Source organism: Marinobacter salinexigens, from assembly GCF_008370345.1.
Taxonomy (GTDB): Bacteria; Pseudomonadota; Gammaproteobacteria; order Pseudomonadales; family Oleiphilaceae; genus Marinobacter; species Marinobacter salinexigens.
Genome location: NZ_VTUU01000002.1, coordinates 286,546 through 303,652, shown reverse-complemented (window position 1 = coordinate 303,652; position 17,107 = coordinate 286,546). Strand labels below are relative to the sequence as shown.

Below are 17,107 nucleotides of genomic sequence, written 5' to 3'. Positions count from 1 at the left end.
CTTACACTCGCAGCGGCATATTCCAAGAAAAATATCGTTCATGTGACAACTTTACTACAACTTGGCTCTGCAAAAAGCGCTATAATCGGCGCACTTTCAAAATAACTAAGCCACGATTCAGGGAGTTTCTTCGATGGCCATGTCCCAGGCTCACCGCGACGACAACCTTTTGGAGGATATCCAGGCTCGCCTGGAGAGCCTCAACAAATCCGAACGCAAGGTAGCTGAAGCCATACTCCGGGATCCCAGCGCAGCTACCCGATACAGCATCGCAGCCCTGGCCCGGGCCGCCGACGTTAGTGAGCCTACCGTCAACCGTTTCTGCCGAGGATTCTCGGCCACCGGCTTTCCCGACTTCAAGATCCGACTGGCCCAGAGCATTGCCACCGGCATCCCCTATGTAGGCCAGAACGTTGAACCCGATGACACCGTCGCCGAATTCGCTGATAAAATCATGCTCAGCACCATCGCCAACCTGGATAAAGCACGGCAGGCCCTCGACTCCAAAGCACTCGCCCTCGCCATTGATTATCTTATCCAGGCCAAACAGATCAATTTCTTTGGCATGGGCGGCTCGGCCGCTGTGGCGATGGACGCTCAACACAAGTTCTTCCGATTCAATATCCCCGTTATGGCCTATGACGATGCACTGATGCAGCGAATGGTCGCCGCTGGTGCAAACGTCGGGGATGTCATCGTGCTGATCTCCTATACCGGCCGGACACGGGAAACCGTAGATATTGCACAGCTCGCACGAGCCAACGGCGCGACCGTCATAGGTATCACCAACCCGGACTCACCTCTGGCAGAAATCTGTACCGTTGTGCTTGGGGTGACAGCGCAGGAAGACACCGAGGTGTACATGCCGATGTCATCCCGGATCATTCATCTGGCCGTTATCGACATCCTTGCCACAGGGGTGACTCTCAAGCGCGGCGCAGACTTTCTTGGTCACCTGAAAAAGATCAAGGAAAGTCTGAGGGCAACGCGATTCCCACCCTCCTGAGCAGCCCTCTCAATAATGAAAAAGCCCGGCATACGCCGGGCTTTTTCATTGACCTGAACGAACACCCTTACGGGCGCTCGACCTCAGCCTTGTTTCGCAGGTACTGCTGGTAAGCCGTGTACTCACGCTGACCTTCCAGCGAAGCGAGGAACTGACTCAACTGGGCAAACTCGGTGCCGTCCTGATTCACTTCACCATCATTCACTTTATCCAGAGCAACAACCACAGCCTGATCGGCTGTCACCGACTGGCCATAACGGACACCGTCCTCTTCCGGACGAGCCATGGAGAATACGGTCTGCATCGCTGTCATACTCACGTCGGCAGACGTTCGGCCCTGAGCTTCGTAGTACTGCCACTCCCCTGCATCCAGAGTTTCCAGGGACGCTCCGCCTTCAAGTCCCGCTATGATCTCATCAGCACGCTCGGAAAGCGCCTTCCGGGTTTCCTGAGCGATCAGTACACCGCGAATGTCTTCACGTACATCATCCATGCTTAGCTGCTCAGCATCGCGATGGGCGCGAACACGGGCAACCACAGACACACTATCTCCCACATCAATCAGCTCAGTGTTGTAGCCAGCGTTGAGCACGTCATCTGAGTACAACTGGCGAACCAACCCCTCGTGATCGAAAGGCGCCAAACCGCCATCGCGAGTTATGCCAGTGACTTCCCGAACCTCAAGACCAAACTCTTCTGCCGGCCCCGCCAGATCGTCTGCCGCATAGGCTGCATCCGCCAGTTTGGTTCGCACCGACGCGAATTGCTCCTCGGCCTTGCTCATCGCCAGTTCGTTACGCAGTTGATCGCCGATGTCTGCCAGGGTCGGAACATCGGAACGGCGAACATCTTCGAGTTTGATCAGGTGAACACCGAAACTCGACTCTACTGCACCAGACACTTCTCCCGGCTCAAGTGCAAACAAGGCTTCTTCAAATGCGGGATCATATACACCACGGCCCGCAAACCCGAGATCACCGCCCTGCTCGGCAGAAACGGTATCAATGGAGTATTCTTTTGCCAGATCCGCAAACGACTCTCCGTTCGCCAGACGATCCTGAATGGTAGCAATGGTCTCGTCGGCCCCTTCACCATCCTCGATCAGGATATGCGCCGCACGACGCTCCTCACGAGCCATATCGGATGCCCGCTGCTGGTAGTACGATTCCAGTTCCTCATCGCTTACTTCCACGCCCTCGGCAAGTGACCCGAGAGACAGTGAAATGTAGGCGGCATCAACTTGCTCAGGCTGTTTGAAGCTCGCCTTGTTGTCATCGTAGTAAGCCTGGATCTCGTCGTCGCTGACTTCAATCTGACCAGCAACCGCTGATGCAGGAATCGTCAGAACACGGAAATCACGGGTCTGATTCTGAATCCGGAGCAACTGCTTTGCGTTCTCGTCAGTCGCAATGCCGCTTTGCGCAATTCCCGCGCGAATCTGGTTGATCACATACTGCTTACGCATGGTGTCGCGGAATTCCGCGACACCCAATCCCATATTCCTGACCGTCGCGACAAAACGATCCCGGTTAAACTTGCCGTCCACCTGGAACTGCGGCATCTGGGTAATCAGCGCATCGATATCGGCGTCGCTGAGTTCCAGCCCCTGTTGTTGGGCATCCTGAGTCAGAACCTGCTGCTGAATCAGGGACTCCAGAACGTCTTTACGGATCTGACCTTCATCCAGAAGCGAAGGATCAGGCGTTTCCATATTAGTGAGCCTGCGCTGACTCTCTATCTGAACCAACCGGAGGAAGTCCCGCTCTGTGATGTCTTCGCCATTCACTGTGGCTACTTCCGGCTCACCGGAGAAGCCGCCAATAATGGCATCCATTCCCCAGATCGATAGCGACACAATCAGCAGAATGATGATGATCTTGGCAATGGTGCCCTGGGCGTTTTCCCGAATATCTTGAAGCATGTTTCTCTCGGATCCCTGTTCAAGGTCGTCCAGCCTTTTTATCTGACGACCACCTTTGGGTGAGCTGAACGTAAAAAGGCGCACCCTGTCGGAATGCGCCTTGAACTCTTCTTGGGCAGCCCGGTATGACGCGAGCTGCCAGAGAAAGAACCGTTACTTAACGGCGTCTTTCAGGGCCTTGCCAGCCTTGAAGCCAGGCACTTTAGAGGCCGGAATCTTGATCTCGGCACCAGTCTGCGGGTTGCGACCAGTACGGGCAGCACGCTCTTTAACGGAGAATGTACCAAAACCGATCAGAGTCACCTGATCGCCTTTTTGCAGTGCACCGGTAATAGAGTTAGTCATTGCGTCCAGAGCACGTCCAGCGGCGGCTTTGGAAATATCTGCAGACTCTGCAATTGCATCGATAAGTTCGGACTTGTTCACACTAAACCCCTTCGATTCCAGGTTGAAGATGTTATAGGTTGGTTTGTTTTTTCTCGGACGTTCTCGACTATCGCATAAGCGGTCAGAGAATTCCATTCTTCTGTATTCTTATTCCTTTCGGTTGTTAACCGGTGTTCGGAATAGGCACATACTGCGCGGGAGCCCTTGGTATTGGCTGCTTCACGGCGAAACAGTTATACCAATGGGCTCTCCGGCGTGTCAACAACTCATCAAGTGTTTAATGCGTATTTATGCGTTCTGCACTGTCGCCATCTTCGTCCCTCGGTTTCGCAGAACCGGACTCATCTGACGCTTCTTCAGTACGGGGCTCCGGCGGATAAGCCAGCGCGATATCCAAAACCTCATCAATCCATTTGACTGGACGAATCTCCAGAGATTCCTTGATGTTGTCCGGTATCTCTTTGAGATCCCTAACATTCTCGTCAGGGATCAGTACGGTCTTGATACCGCCACGATGGGCTGCCAGGAGCTTTTCCTTAAGCCCGCCAATGGGCAGAACACGCCCGCGCAGAGTGATCTCACCGGTCATCGCAACGTCTGCGCGAACCGGGATTCGGGTCAAGGCAGAGACCAGTGCTGTACACATGCCAATACCAGCGCTCGGACCGTCTTTCGGTGTTGCACCTTCGGGAACGTGGACATGCAGGTCGTGCTTCTCGTGAAAATCATCCGCAACACCCAATCCAGGTGCCCGACTACGAACCACGGTCAAAGCTGTCTGGATGGACTCCTGCATGACATCCCCGAGGGATCCGGTCTTGACGACCCTCCCTTTACCCGGCGTCAACGCACATTCGATGGTCAGCAATTCACCGCCCACCTGAGTCCAGGCCAGGCCGGTGACCTGACCAATCTGGTTCTTCTCTTCCGCCAGACCGTACGTGAACTTTTTAACGCCCGAATAGTCTTCGAGCATCTCAGGTGTCAGCGTTACTGTAGCTTTGTCAGAGCCTTCTACGTGCTCCCTCACCACTTTCCGGCAGATCTTGGCAATCTCTCGCTCAAGCCCCCGCACACCCGCCTCACGGGTGTAGTAGCGGATCAGATCCCGCAGGGTTTCCTCAGGAATTTTCAGTTCATCCTTACCCAGCCCATTAGCCTTTATCTGCTTTGGCAACAGGTAACGCAGGGCAATGTTGACCTTTTCGTCCTCCGTATACCCGGGGATCCGGATGATCTCCATGCGATCCATCAGCGCGGGAGGAATGTCCATAGAATTGGAGGTACACACAAACATCACATCCGAGAGATCGTAATCCACCTCCAGGTAATGGTCGTTAAAGGTGTGATTCTGCTCCGGATCCAGAACTTCCAGCAACGCAGAGGCCGGGTCACCACGGTGATCCATACCCATCTTGTCGATTTCATCGAACAGGAACAGTGGGTTCTTAACGCCAACCTTGGACAGCTTCTGCAGCAGTTTACCCGGCAACGCACCGATATAGGTTTTACGATGGCCGCGAATTTCTGCCTCGTCCCGCACACCACCAAGCGCCATACGGGTATATTTTCGGTTAGTCGCCTTGGCAATGGACTGCCCAAGCGAGGTCTTACCCACACCCGGAGGCCCGACCAGACACAAAACAGGACCTTTGACTTTCTTGACCCGGCTCTGCACTGCCAGGTACTCCAGAATACGTTCTTTGACTTCGTCCAGACCGTAGTGATCGCGATCCAGAATCTCCCGGGCTTTCTCAAGGTCGTGACGAACCCGGCTACGCTTCTTCCAGGGCACGGCCAGCATCCAGTCTATGTAGCCGCGTACCACAGTGGCTTCGGCCGACATCGGCGACATCATCTTGAGCTTGTTCAGTTCGGCCTCGGTCTTCTTCTTCGCCTCTTCCGGCAAACCGGCCTCTTCGAGCTTCTGTTCCAGCTCTTCGAAATCGTTATTACCCTCTCCGAGTTGGCCCATTTCCTTCTGGATGGCCTTCATTTGCTCGTTCAGGTAATACTCGCGCTGACTTCGCTCCATCTGTTTTTTCACACGGCCCCGGATGCGCTTCTCAACTTCGATCAGGTCGATCTCGCCATCCAGCTTGCCCAGCAGCAGGTCAACACGCTTGCGAATATCAAGCGCCTCCAACAGCTCCTGCTTTTCGGGGATGCGCATTTCCAGATGCGCGGCCATGGTATCCGCCAAGCGTTCGAGTTCATCGATGCCAGTCAATGCATTGGAGACTTCTGAGGGCACCTTCTTGGAGAGTTTGACGTACTTCTCGAACTCATCCATCAGCGTCTTGTTGAGCACTTCCTGCTCACGCTCAGGCAGAGAGTCCTCATCCATCAGCATCGCCCCACCGGAAAGGTAATCACCTTCGGTAATGTTGCTGATCGTTGCACGGGCATTGCCTTCCACCAGCACCTTCACGGTACCGTCCGGTAGCCGCAACATCTGCAGGACCGTTGCCAGCGTGCCCATTTCAAACACATCATCCGGGCCAGGTTCGTCAGTGGAAGCATCCTTCTGGGCAACCAGGAGGATTTCCTTGCTCCCTTCCATGGCGGCCTCTAGCGCCTGGATGGATTTTTCTCGGCCCACAAAGAGGGGGACCACCATGTGCGGAAACACCACCACATCGCGCAATGGAAGCAGCGGGTATTCTTGCACAGTATTCTCGGGTATCCGGGTCATAGGGAGTCCTCTGACGGAATTTCTTTCAGCATATCACCCTTCATTGGGGCGGCTCCGGAAATTGCAATCTTTTTACAGGAGGAAAAACACAGTGTGACAGCGGGGAGGGATACTGCAAAAACAAAAAGGGCCAGATGAAGGAGTTTCATCTGGCCCGGACTTGATCAATCTTCAGGCACAGCCTTGGCGTGGTCGCTGCTGGCGTAGATCTTGAAGGGCTCTGAATCCCCCTTGATCACGCTTTCGTCAATCACCACCTTACTGACATCATGCTCAGAGGGAATCTGGTACATGGTATCGAGCAATGTTGCTTCCATAATGGACCGCAGACCGCGGGCACCTGTTTTCCGCTCCATCGCTTTACGGGCAACAGCACGCAGCGCATCTTCACGGAAGTCCAGCTCGACGCCTTCCATGTCGAACAGTTTCTGATACTGCTTGGTCAGCGCATTCTTCGGCTCGGTGAGAATCTGAACCAAAGCTTCCTCATCCAGCTCCGTCAAGGTAGCCACAACAGGCAGGCGTCCGACGAACTCGGGAATCAGGCCAAACTTGACCAGATCCTCTGTTTCAACAGCCTTGATGATGTCACCGGTACTCTTGCTGTCATCCTGGCTGACGACCGTCGCAGAGAAACCAATAGAACTACGCTCGGAACGATCCTGGATAACCTTGTCCAGCCCGGCAAACGCGCCACCACAGATAAACAGGATGTTACCCGTATCCACCTGCAGGAACTCCTGCTGCGGATGCTTTCGGCCGCCCTGCGGCGGTACCGACGCAACCGTACCCTCGATGAGCTTCAACAGAGCCTGCTGAACCCCCTCACCGGACACATCACGGGTAATGGACGGGTTGTCCGATTTGCGCGAGATCTTATCGATTTCATCGATGTACACAATGCCGCGCTGGGCCTTGTCGACATCATAATCACACTTCTGAAGCAACTTCTGGATAATGTTCTCAACATCTTCGCCAACGTAACCTGCTTCCGTCAGTGTCGTAGCATCCGCAATGGTGAACGGAACATTCAGCATACGAGCCAGCGTTTCAGCCAACAGTGTCTTACCACTACCGGTAGGGCCAATCAGCAGAATGTTACTTTTACCAAGCTCCACATCGGACTTGCCTTCGCCATAGCGAAGACGTTTGTAGTGGTTGTACACCGCTACTGACAGAACAATCTTGGCACGATCCTGACCAATCACGTACTCATTCAGGGTGTCGCGGATTTCAGCGGGTGTCGGCAGACGATCGCTGGCCTCCTCCTGAGCATTCTCCTGGATTTCTTCCCGGATAATGTCATTGCACAGGTCTACGCACTCGTCGCAGATGAACACCGAGGGCCCTGCAATGAGCTTGCGGACTTCATGCTGGCTCTTTCCGCAAAACGAGCAGTAAAGCAACTTGCCGTTATCGTCGCCCCTGCCGTTTCTTTCATCTGCCATTGAATTACCTCTGTTTCGGGTTTGCCGGCGCCACACTGAGGCGCCGGCCAATAATGATGCAATTACTTCCAGTATTATTGATTCGGTACGCGCTTATCAAGTACCGAATCGATCAGGCCGTATTCTTTCGCCTGGGTCGGGTCCATAAAATTGTCCCGATCCGTGTCTTTGGCGATGGTTTCGAGGTCCTGGCCCGTGTGATGGGCAAGGATAGAATTCAGCGTATGACGAATCTTGAGAATCTCACGGGTGTGGATTTCAATGTCCGTCGCCTGCCCCTGATAACCACCCAACGGCTGATGGATCATTACACGGGAGTTGGGCAGACAGGCACGCTTCCCAGCTGCTCCGCCAGCCAGCAGGAAGGCGCCCATGCTGGCAGCCTGCCCGATGCACAAGGTGGAGACGTCAGGCTTGATGAACTGCATGGTGTCGTAGATCGACATGCCTGCAGTCACTGAACCACCCGGACTGTTGATATAGAGGTGGATATCCTTGTCCGGATTCTCGGACTCCAGGAACAACAGCTGAGCCACTACCAGGTTAGCCATATGGTCTTCGACCTGGCCTACCAGGAAAATCACCCGCTCCTTGAGAAGACGGGAGTAAATATCGAAAGAGCGCTCACCCCGGGCTGTCTGCTCGATAACGATCGGCACCAGGCCGGAACTGGTTATCATTGCGGGACCATCAATTGGTTTCTGCGTCATGATACGCCTGAACTCCTTATGGACAATGGGTCGTGGACTCGCAGCCACGTCATTCATTATAGGTGTAATTCCACCCCATACTTTGCCAGCAGTAGCCCCAGATGAAAACAGCCGGACAAGCCGGCTGTTTTATAGGGTCGGCCTACGGGACCGGAATGGTTACCAGTCCCGGCACGATCAGCCCTGCTGGGCCTGGCCCGCCTTGACGGCGTCTTCGTACTTAACTTTCTTTTCTTTGACTTGGGCCTGCTCGAGAACACAGTCAACAACAGCGTCTTCAAGAACAGAAGACTCGATCTGCGACTTCTGCTCCGGGTTGCCATTGAAGTGGGCAACAACTTCTTCAGGCTGCTCGTACGTAGAAGCGATTTCCTGGATCTTCTCTTCTACCTTGGCAGGGTCTGCCTTCAGCTCGTTCTTCTTGACCACTTCCTGGAACAGCAGACCGGTCTTCACGCGACGCTTGGCCTGCTCTTCAAAGATTTCCTTAGGCAGTTGCTGGAAGTCAACCTGACCACCGAAGCGCTGGACTGCGTCCTGACGCAGACGATCGATTTCCTGATCAACCAGCGCGGTCGGGATTTCCAGTTCAGTCGTTTCCAGCAGTCCGTCAACAACGTCATTCTTGACCTTGTTGGAAATCGCCTGCTTGAGCTCACGCTCCATGTTCTTCTTCACTTCTTCACGGAACGCGGCTTCGTCTTCAGCTTCAATACCGAACTTCTGGAAGAACTCGGCATCCAGTTCCGGCAGTTGAGGCTCTTCTACCTTGTGAATCTTGATTTCGAACTTGGCAGGCTTACCAGCCAGTTCTTCGTTCTGGTAATCCTCCGGGAAGGTCACCTCAATTTCCAGATCTTCACCGGCTTTACCGCCCTGGATAGACTTTTCAAAGCCAGGAATCATCTGACCGGAGCCCAGTGTCAGACGATGGCCTTCAGCGGCACCACCTTCAAACTCTTCACCGTCGATGAAGCCTTTGAAATCAATGGTCAGCACGTCCTTGTTCTTGGACTTACGCTTGACTTCCTTCATGGTGGCCTGCTGGCGACGGAGGTTATCGATCATGGTATCGATATCCTTGTCAGTCACTTCGGAGTTCATCTTCTCAACGGAGATCTTGCTCAGGTCTCCCAGTTCGATTTCCGGCAGAACCTCGAAGACGGCTACGAATTCCAGATCCTTACCTTCCTCCATTGTCTTCGGTTCAAACTGCGGCCAACCGGCAGGATTGATGTCCTGCTCCTGCAGTGCCTTGATGTAGTTGTCGCGCATAACCTCGCCAACCACTTCCTGACGGACGCTGGCACCGAAACGACGCTTGACCACGCTCATGGGCACCTTACCCGGGCGGAAACCATTCAGACGCACGGTACGTGCGGTTTCCTGCAGGCGTTTCTGAACCGCCTGGTCGATTTCCTGGGCGGGCACACCAATCGTCATTCGACGCTCGATGTTGGAGGTCGTTTCAACAGACACTTGCATGGAAGATCCTCAAATTACAGGTTCGGTATATGAATGAATTTAAAGCAAAAAGTCCAGTTTCGGGCTAACTCCCGGAAAAGGACCGAAAATTAAAAGCCGGTAGTTTATCACGGTTTGCCCCGCCGAGAGAATCACCTACTTACCACAGTGTTCCAGAGCATGAACCAAACGACAGCTTTCGCGGATTTGACGGGTTAAACCAGCAAGACAGGAAGATCAGCAACCCAGAAACAGAAAAGCCCCCGAAGACTCTCCGGGGGCTTTCTGAAGATTGGTGCTCAGGGAGAGAATCGAACTCTCACACCTCTCGATACCAGAACCTAAATCTGGCGCGTCTACCAATTCCGCCACCTGAGCATAAACCTGAAATCTGACCCGCCCCGCGTTCCTGGTAGACGTTGCATGAAGCCTCACCCTTTAGGGACCGCTTCAAGCAACACACGGAGAAGGAAAAGTGGGGTGGACGAAGGGGTTCGAACCCTCGACCGCAGGAGTCACAATCCTGAGCTCTACCAACTGAGCTACGTCCACCACAAAGGACAGTACCGTTTGGCACCACCGACACAAGGCCGGCTATCTGATACTTCAACTTTGCTGGCAACGGTGGCCTCGGATGACACACCTACCATACCGACGGCTTAATGGCGCGCCCGGCAGGACTCGAACCTGCGACCATCCGCTTAGAAGGCGGATGCTCTATCCAGCTGAGCTACGGGCGCTTAACCGTTCGCCCACCTGAATATCCAGAAAAATGGTCGGGGTAGAGAGATTCGAACTCCCGACATCCTGCTCCCAAAGCAGGCGCGCTACCAGACTGCGCTATACCCCGATTCGACTGAACAACAAGTGCCTCAGCAAAGTTGGCGCGCATATTACCGGCGCTGGGCGGCCTCGTCAACAGACAATTTCAAATTATCTGAAACACTTGCTCATCAACAGACAAATGGCACACCAAATAGTTCCCGCTCAACGGCCTAATGGCCAATTGGAGTTCCGCCATAACCATGAGACAATGCGCGACCTTCATTTATCCATGCTTAATCTACAAGACGAGACATGAGCGCCAAACTTATTAACGGAAAAGAAATAGCCGCCAATGTCAGACAGCAGGTTGCTGCCGGCGTTGAAGCCCGCAAAGAAAAGGGGCTGAGAGCTCCGGGCCTTGCGGTCGTACTGGTCGGCAACGATCCCGCCTCCCAGGTTTACGTAGGCAACAAGCGCAAAGCCTGCGATCAGGCCGGCATCCTTTCGCTCTCCTACGACCTGCCCGAGGACACCTCACAGGGCGCCCTGGAAGCCTTGATAGACGAACTTAACGAGAACCCGGCAGTCGACGGCATTCTTGTGCAACTACCCCTTCCAGCGCATCTGGATGCGGACCCGATTCTCGTCAAGATTCGCCCAGACAAAGATGTTGACGGCTTCCACCCCTACAACATCGGCCGCCTGATGCAGCGCAAACCTACCCTGCGCCCGTGCACACCAGCAGGTGTCATCACCTTACTGGACAGCATCAACACCCCATACAAGGGCCAGCACGCGGTCATCGTTGGCGCATCCAACATCGTCGGACGCCCCATGAGCATGGAATTACTGCTAAAGGGCGCCACCACGACGGTATGCCACCGTTTTACTCCCGACCTCGCCAAATTCGTTGGGGAAGCGGACATACTGATTGCTGCTGCCGGAAAACCCGGCCTGGTAAAAGGCGAATGGGTCAAACCCGGTGCCACTGTGATTGATGTAGGCATCAACCGCATGGAAGACGGCAAACTCAAGGGAGACGTGGAGTTTGATGCAGCTGCTGAGCGCGCAGCCTATATAACACCCGTTCCTGGCGGCGTCGGCCCGATGACCATTGCTACCCTGCTGCAGAATACGCTTTACGCAGCAGACGTCCTGCACAAAGACTGACAGAACAACCCATTCCGGATTCAGTAACAGCCCGAGCCGAATCCGGAGCACAAAAAAACCCGCCTGAGCGGGTTTTTTTGTTACTGCGAATCGCTTACGCGCCGTACTTGGCCTTAGCCTTCAGACGGTATGCATGCAGAAGTGGCTCGGTGTAACCGTTCGGCTGCTCACAGCCTTTCAGAACCAACGCCATTGCAGCTTCAAACGCCACGCTGTCATCGAAGTTCGGAGCCATGTTGCGATAAGCTGCATCACCAGCGTTCTGCTGATCAACAACCGCAGCCATGCGCTTCATGGTTTCTTCGATCTGCTCTTCAGTGCAGATACCGTGACGCAACCAGTTGGCCAGCAACTGAGAAGAGATCCGCAGGGTTGCGCGGTCTTCCATGAGGCCAACGTTGTTGATGTCAGGCACCTTGGAGCAGCCAACACCCTGATCGATCCAGCGTACAACGTAGCCAAGAATACCCTGGGCGTTGTTATCCAGCTCCTGCTGGATGTCTTCAGCAGTCAGAGTGGAGGGATCTTCCAGAACCGGAACGGTCAGAATGTCTTCCACCGCTGCGCGCTGACGGCTAGCCAGCTCTTTCTGTACATCAAACACATTCACTTGATGGTAATGTGTCGCATGCAGGGTAGCGGCAGTCGGAGACGGAACCCAGGCAGTGTTCGCACCAGACTTAGGATGACCAATTTTGGCCTCGAGCATGCCCGCCATCAGGTCTGGCATTGCCCACATACCTTTACCAATCTGAGCCACCCCGGAGAAACCGGTTTCCAGACCGATATCCACGTTGGCGTTTTCGTAAGCATTGATCCAGACGGCCTGCTTCATTTCACCCTTACGGATGAAAGGACCCAGCTCCATGGAGGTATGGATTTCATCGCCGGTACGATCCAGGAAGCCAGTGTTGATGAACACCGCACGATCTTTAGCAGCGTGGATACAGGCCTTCAGGTTAACGGTGGTACGACGCTCTTCGTCCATGATGCCAACTTTCAGGGTGAAGCGCGGCAGACCAAGGGCATCCTCAACACGACCAAAGAATTCGTTGGTGAACGCAACTTCTTCCGGACCATGCTGCTTAGGCTTAACAATGTAGACAGAACCCTGAGTGGTATTCTGGAAGCGGCTGTTGCCTTTCAGGTCGTGGATCGCGATCAGAGATGTCATCAGGCCATCCATCAGACCTTCCGGAATCTCGTTGCCATCGCTCAACAGGATAGCCGGGTTGGTCATCAGGTGCCCAACGTTGCGGATGAACAGCAGGCTGCGCCCCTTGACGCTCAGCTCACCACCGTCAGCGCCGGTGTATACGCGGTCGCCATTCATCTTACGGGTCAGGGACTTGCCGCCCTTCTCGAAGGTTTCTTCGAGGTCACCCTTCATCAGGCCCAACCAGTTTTTGTAGGCAACAACCTTGTCGTCAGCATCAACTGCCGCAACAGAGTCTTCACAGTCCATGATGGTGGTCAGAGCAGACTCCATCAGAACGTCCTTGACGTGAGCACCGTCATCTTTGCCGATCGGATGGGTTGCATCGATCTGAATTTCGAAACGCATGCCGTTCCTGGACAACAAAACACCGGTCGGCGCGTCAGCCGCACCTACATAACCGGCAAATCCAGCTTCGTCTTTCAGACCAGTCACTTCACCGTTCTGAAGCTTAACGGCCAGCTTGCCGCCATCGACGTAGTATTTGACAGCATCTTTATGGCTACCGGAAGCCAGCGGTGCAGAACCGTCCAGCAGGTTTCGGGCCCACTCGATAACCTTGGCGCCACGAACCGGGTTATAGCCAGCGCCCTTATCTGCGCCACCTTCTTCGGAAATTGCGTCAGTACCGTACAGCGCGTCGTACAGGCTGCCCCAGCGCGCATTGACAGCATTCAGCGCGAAACGCGCATTCATGATCGGCACAACCAGCTGAGGACCGGCCATAGTGGCCACTTCAGGATCAACGTTGGACGTGGAAATCTTGAAATCAGCAGGCTCTTCAACCAGGTAACCGATGTCAGTCAGGAAGGCCTTGTATTCAGCCATATCCAGCTTCTGGCCCTTGTGGTCCCGGTTCCAGCTGTCCATTTTTTCCTGGATCGCATCACGCTTGGCCAGCAGCTCACGGTTGCGCGGAGCCAGTTCGTTTACGATCTTGTCAAATTCCGCCCAGAATTTATCAGCGTCGACGCCGGTTCCCGGAATCGCTTCGTTGTTTACGAAATCATACAGATTCTTCGCGACCTGAATGCCGCCGATTTGTACGCGTTCTGTCATCGTTGTCTGCCTCAGTGGGTTATGTTTCCCGACTCCCCTTCACCGTGAGGGGGCTTTCTAATTTGAGCCGCGCATTGTACGGGAAAATCCTTACGAGATCATTCCTGCACACGCAAAACTGGTCTGACCATGCGCTATTTCACGGAAAAATCAGGCTTTCCGCCAGCTGGTTCCCTCACAGGAATCGTCCAGGATAATGCCCTTTTCGAGCAATTCATCCCGGATACGATCTGCCTCAGCGAAATCCCGGGCCTTACGAGCATCGGCACGCGCCTGAATCATTGCTTCGATGTCTTTCGGGGATAGCCCCTCACTGCCACCAACCTGGAAAAAGGCCTCCGGGTCCTGTTGCAAGAGACCCAGAACCGCACCCAGCCGAACCAGTACTGCGGCCGCTCTGGACGCTTCGTCTTCATTACCATCGCGGCGATGCTGATTGATTTCACCCGCAACAGCGTGAAGCACGGAAATGGCACCGGCGGTATTGAAGTCATCATCCATAACGTCTTCGAAGCGGCGATCATGCTCGGTTTCTTCGACTTCGCTGGCCTTGGCCGGAATCAGTCCGCGCAGGGCATGATAAAGCTTTGTCAACGTTCGTCCTGCTTCGGCCAGGCTTTCTTCCGAGTAGTCCACCTGACTCCGGTAATGGCTGGAAACCAGGAAGTAACGCACCACTTCGGCGGGATACTTTTCCAAAATCTCGCGGATAGTGAAGAAGTTACCCAGAGACTTGGACATTTTTTCTTTATTGACCCGGATAGCACCCGCATGCATCCAGGTATGAACGAACTTGTGGCCCGTAGCGCACTCGGACTGGGCGATCTCGTTTTCATGGTGCGGAAACAGCAGATCCGGGCCTCCACCATGAATATCAAAGGTGTCTCCCAGGCATTTGGTGGACATCGCAGAGCATTCGATATGCCATCCCGGTCGACCATCACCCCACGGAGACTGCCAACTGACCTCTCCCGACTTCGCCGCCTTCCAGAGCGCAAAATCCGCCGGACTGCGCTTCGCTTCCTGAACGTCAACCCTGGCGCCAGCCACCAGATCATCAAGCTTTTTACGGCTGAGTTTGCCGTAATCCGGGAATGACTCGACTGCAAAATAAACATCGCCATTGTCTGCCGGATAGGCGTGGCCAGTGGAAACCAGCCTCTGGATCATAGCGATGATGTCGTCGATGAAAGCCGTTGCCCGCGGCTCCTCGCTGGGCGGAAGGACAGCAAGACGGGCCTCGTCTTCATGCATCGCATGGATCATGCGGTCGGTCAGATCGGTATAGACCTCACCGTTTTCATCTGCCCGACGCAGGATCTTGTCATCAATATCGGTAATGTTCCGCACGTAATGAACATCATAGCCACGATGGCGCAGGTAACGGGTGATCACGTCGAAGGCAACCAGTACCCGACCGTGGCCGAGGTGACAGAAGTCGTAAACGGTCATCCCGCAGACATACATCCGAACTTTGCCGGGCTCCAGCGGATGAAACTCTTCTTTTTCCTTGGTTAGAGTGTTGTATATGCGAATCATTTGCCCCCCTTGCCCCAGGAATCCCGGAGGGTAACCGTACGATTGAAGACGGGACGACCTGCCTCGGCCGAAAGCTGCTGATCGCAGAAGAAATAGCCCTCACGCTCGAACTGGTACGGCAGGTCCGTTCTCGGATCGGCAAGGCCTTTCTCGACTCGCGCGCCCGCAAGCACGACCAGGGATTCCGGATTCAGGTGCTCCACGAAGTCACCCTCCTTATCACTGTCCGGCGACTCGTGATTGAACAGTCTGTCGTAGAGGCGAATGTCGGCTTCCACACTGTCAGATGCCGATACCCAGTGAATCACTCCGTTCGGCTTGTAGCCTTCGGGGTTAACGCCAAGGGTCGAAGGATCGTACTCACACCTGAGTTCAACAATCTCTCCGCTATCGTCACGAATAATCTCACAACAGGTCATTACGTAGCCGCCGCGCAATCGTACCGCCTGGTCCGGAGCAAGACGCTTCCACTTTCGCGGAGCCTCTTCGACAAAGTCCTCGCGGTCGATGTACAGCGTCTGGCTCCAGGTCACCTCGCGCTCGCCCATATCCGGATTTTGCGGATGGACAGGCAGAACCAGCGTTTCTGTCTTGTCTGCCGGATAGTTGGTCAGGGTGACCTTCAATGGCCGCATAACGCACATGGCGCGGGGAGCACGGGCATTCAGGTCTTCGCGAATAGCGAATTCCAGCATGCTCACATCAACAGTTCCACCCGCTTTGTTTACGCCAATCATGTCGCAGAAAGCGCGAATGGATTCCGGCGTGTAGCCACGTCGACGCATGCCAGAGATCGTCGGCATCCTGGGATCATTCCAGCCATCCACGAAATTCTCATCCACCAGGCGCTTGAGCTTACGCTTTGAGGTAATGGTGTAGTTGAGATTCAGGCGCGCAAACTCGATCTGGCGGGGATGGCATGGCCCGGAGACATTATCGAGCGCCCAGTCATAGAGAGGGCGATGATCCTCGAATTCCAGCGTGCACAGGGAATGGGTAATACTCTCCAACGCGTCGGAAATCGGATGGGTAAAATCGTACATCGGATAGATGCACCACTTGTCACCAGTCTGATGGTGGTCTGCATACCGGATACGGTAAAGGATCGGGTCCCGCAGATTAATATTCGGGGACGCCATGTCGATCTTGGCCCGCAGAACTTTTTCACCGTTACCGAACTTACCGGCACGCATGTCCCGGAACAGCTGCAAATTCTCCTCGACGGACCGGTCGCGGTACGGGCTGTTCCTGCCAGGCTCTTTCAGGCTGCCACGGTACTCTGCCATTTGCTCGGCCGACAGCTCACAAACGTAGGCCTTGCCGCTCTGAATCAGTTCTTCTGCGAAGTCATAGAGGGCATCAAAGTAATCTGACGCATAGCGAATATCACCCGCCCATTTATAGCCAAGCCACTCAACATCCTGCTTGATCGCATCAATGTATTCCTGGCTTTCCTTTTCCGGGTTGGTGTCATCAAACCGGAGGTTACATTCACCACCGAAGGTTTCGGCGATGCCGAAGTTCAGACAGATAGACTTCGCGTGGCCAATATGGAGGTAACCATTCGGTTCGGGCGGAAAACGGGTAACCACTTTCCCGGTGTGTTCGCCCTTGGCGATGGCGTCTTCGATCAGGCTCTGGATAAAGTTATGGGCTTTCTTCGACTCGGCGCTCATACGTTCTCTGTTGACAGGGGTGTGAATCTGAAACCGCGTATTATACCCATA

11 protein-coding genes and 4 tRNA genes are annotated in these 17,107 nt (G+C 54.4%); 2 read left to right on the top strand and 13 right to left on the bottom strand.

The genetic code is table 11. The features are described from left to right. The first annotated feature begins 133 nt into the window (after positions 1-133). Positions 134-1,006, top strand: a complete 873-nt coding sequence (locus FWJ25_RS05895) for a MurR/RpiR family transcriptional regulator (RefSeq protein ID WP_149599329.1) — start codon at positions 134-136, stop codon at positions 1,004-1,006. A 67-nt stretch (positions 1,007-1,073) separates the two neighbouring features. Here the strand turns inward: FWJ25_RS05895 and FWJ25_RS05890 are convergent, their stop codons facing one another. The 10 genes from FWJ25_RS05890 to FWJ25_RS05845 all read right to left on the bottom strand — a co-directional run bounded on the left by FWJ25_RS05890 (position 1,074) and on the right by FWJ25_RS05845 (position 10,481). Next, a complete protein-coding gene (locus FWJ25_RS05890) occupies positions 1,074-2,927 on the bottom strand; it encodes a SurA N-terminal domain-containing protein (RefSeq protein WP_149599328.1) in 1,854 nt (617 codons plus the stop codon). 153 nt (positions 2,928-3,080) lie between these two features. Next, positions 3,081-3,353 (bottom strand): HU family DNA-binding protein, encoded by a 273-nt coding sequence (locus FWJ25_RS05885; RefSeq protein WP_091848473.1) that lies wholly within the window; start codon positions 3,351-3,353, stop codon positions 3,081-3,083. Positions 3,354-3,591: 238 nt separating this feature from the next. Then, entirely contained in the window at positions 3,592-6,009 is a 2,418-nt protein-coding gene (gene lon, locus FWJ25_RS05880) for an endopeptidase La (protein WP_149599327.1), read from the bottom strand. 164 nt (positions 6,010-6,173) lie between these two features. Further along, the gene (gene clpX / locus FWJ25_RS05875; RefSeq protein ID WP_149599326.1) at positions 6,174-7,457 is read right to left on the bottom strand and encodes an ATP-dependent Clp protease ATP-binding subunit ClpX; all 1,284 of its coding nucleotides are present in this window, start codon (positions 7,455-7,457) and stop codon (positions 6,174-6,176) included. Between the two features lie 74 nt (positions 7,458-7,531). Beyond that, on the bottom strand, positions 7,532-8,167 hold the full coding sequence (clpP, locus tag FWJ25_RS05870; protein WP_149599325.1) for an ATP-dependent Clp endopeptidase proteolytic subunit ClpP: 636 nt from the start codon (positions 8,165-8,167) through the stop codon (positions 7,532-7,534). 177 nt (positions 8,168-8,344) lie between these two features. After that, positions 8,345-9,652 carry a trigger factor gene (gene tig / locus FWJ25_RS05865; protein ID WP_149599324.1) on the bottom strand — a complete coding sequence of 436 codons (1,308 nt, stop codon included), beginning with the start codon at positions 9,650-9,652 and terminating at the stop codon, positions 8,345-8,347. 272 nt (positions 9,653-9,924) lie between these two features. Next, positions 9,925-10,009 (bottom strand) — tRNA-Leu (locus FWJ25_RS05860). A 98-nt stretch (positions 10,010-10,107) separates the two neighbouring features. Next, positions 10,108-10,183 (bottom strand) — tRNA-His (locus tag FWJ25_RS05855). A gap of 111 nt (positions 10,184-10,294) precedes the next feature. Beyond that, positions 10,295-10,371 (bottom strand) — tRNA-Arg (locus FWJ25_RS05850). A 33-nt stretch (positions 10,372-10,404) separates the two neighbouring features. Continuing rightward, positions 10,405-10,481: transfer RNA gene (locus tag FWJ25_RS05845), tRNA-Pro, on the bottom strand. A 227-nt stretch (positions 10,482-10,708) separates the two neighbouring features. Here FWJ25_RS05845 and folD point away from each other — a divergent pair. Beyond that, positions 10,709-11,566: a bifunctional methylenetetrahydrofolate dehydrogenase/methenyltetrahydrofolate cyclohydrolase FolD gene (folD, locus tag FWJ25_RS05840; protein WP_149599323.1), complete on the top strand. Its 858-nt coding sequence runs from the start codon at positions 10,709-10,711 to the stop codon at positions 11,564-11,566. A 94-nt stretch (positions 11,567-11,660) separates the two neighbouring features. Here the strand turns inward: folD and FWJ25_RS05835 are convergent, their stop codons facing one another. From FWJ25_RS05835 to FWJ25_RS05825, 3 genes are all read right to left on the bottom strand, one after another. Continuing rightward, the gene (locus FWJ25_RS05835) at positions 11,661-13,841 is read right to left on the bottom strand and encodes a malate synthase G (RefSeq protein ID WP_149599322.1); all 2,181 of its coding nucleotides are present in this window, start codon (positions 13,839-13,841) and stop codon (positions 11,661-11,663) included. Positions 13,842-13,991: 150 nt separating this feature from the next. Next, positions 13,992-15,380 carry a cysteine--tRNA ligase gene (gene cysS, locus FWJ25_RS05830; protein WP_149599321.1) on the bottom strand — a complete coding sequence of 463 codons (1,389 nt, stop codon included), beginning with the start codon at positions 15,378-15,380 and terminating at the stop codon, positions 13,992-13,994. Then, positions 15,377-17,056 carry a glutamine--tRNA ligase/YqeY domain fusion protein gene (locus FWJ25_RS05825; RefSeq protein WP_149599320.1) on the bottom strand — a complete coding sequence of 560 codons (1,680 nt, stop codon included), beginning with the start codon at positions 17,054-17,056 and terminating at the stop codon, positions 15,377-15,379. Before FWJ25_RS05825 ends, cysS begins: the two co-directional genes overlap by 4 nt. Between the last annotated feature and the right edge of the window lie 51 nt (positions 17,057-17,107).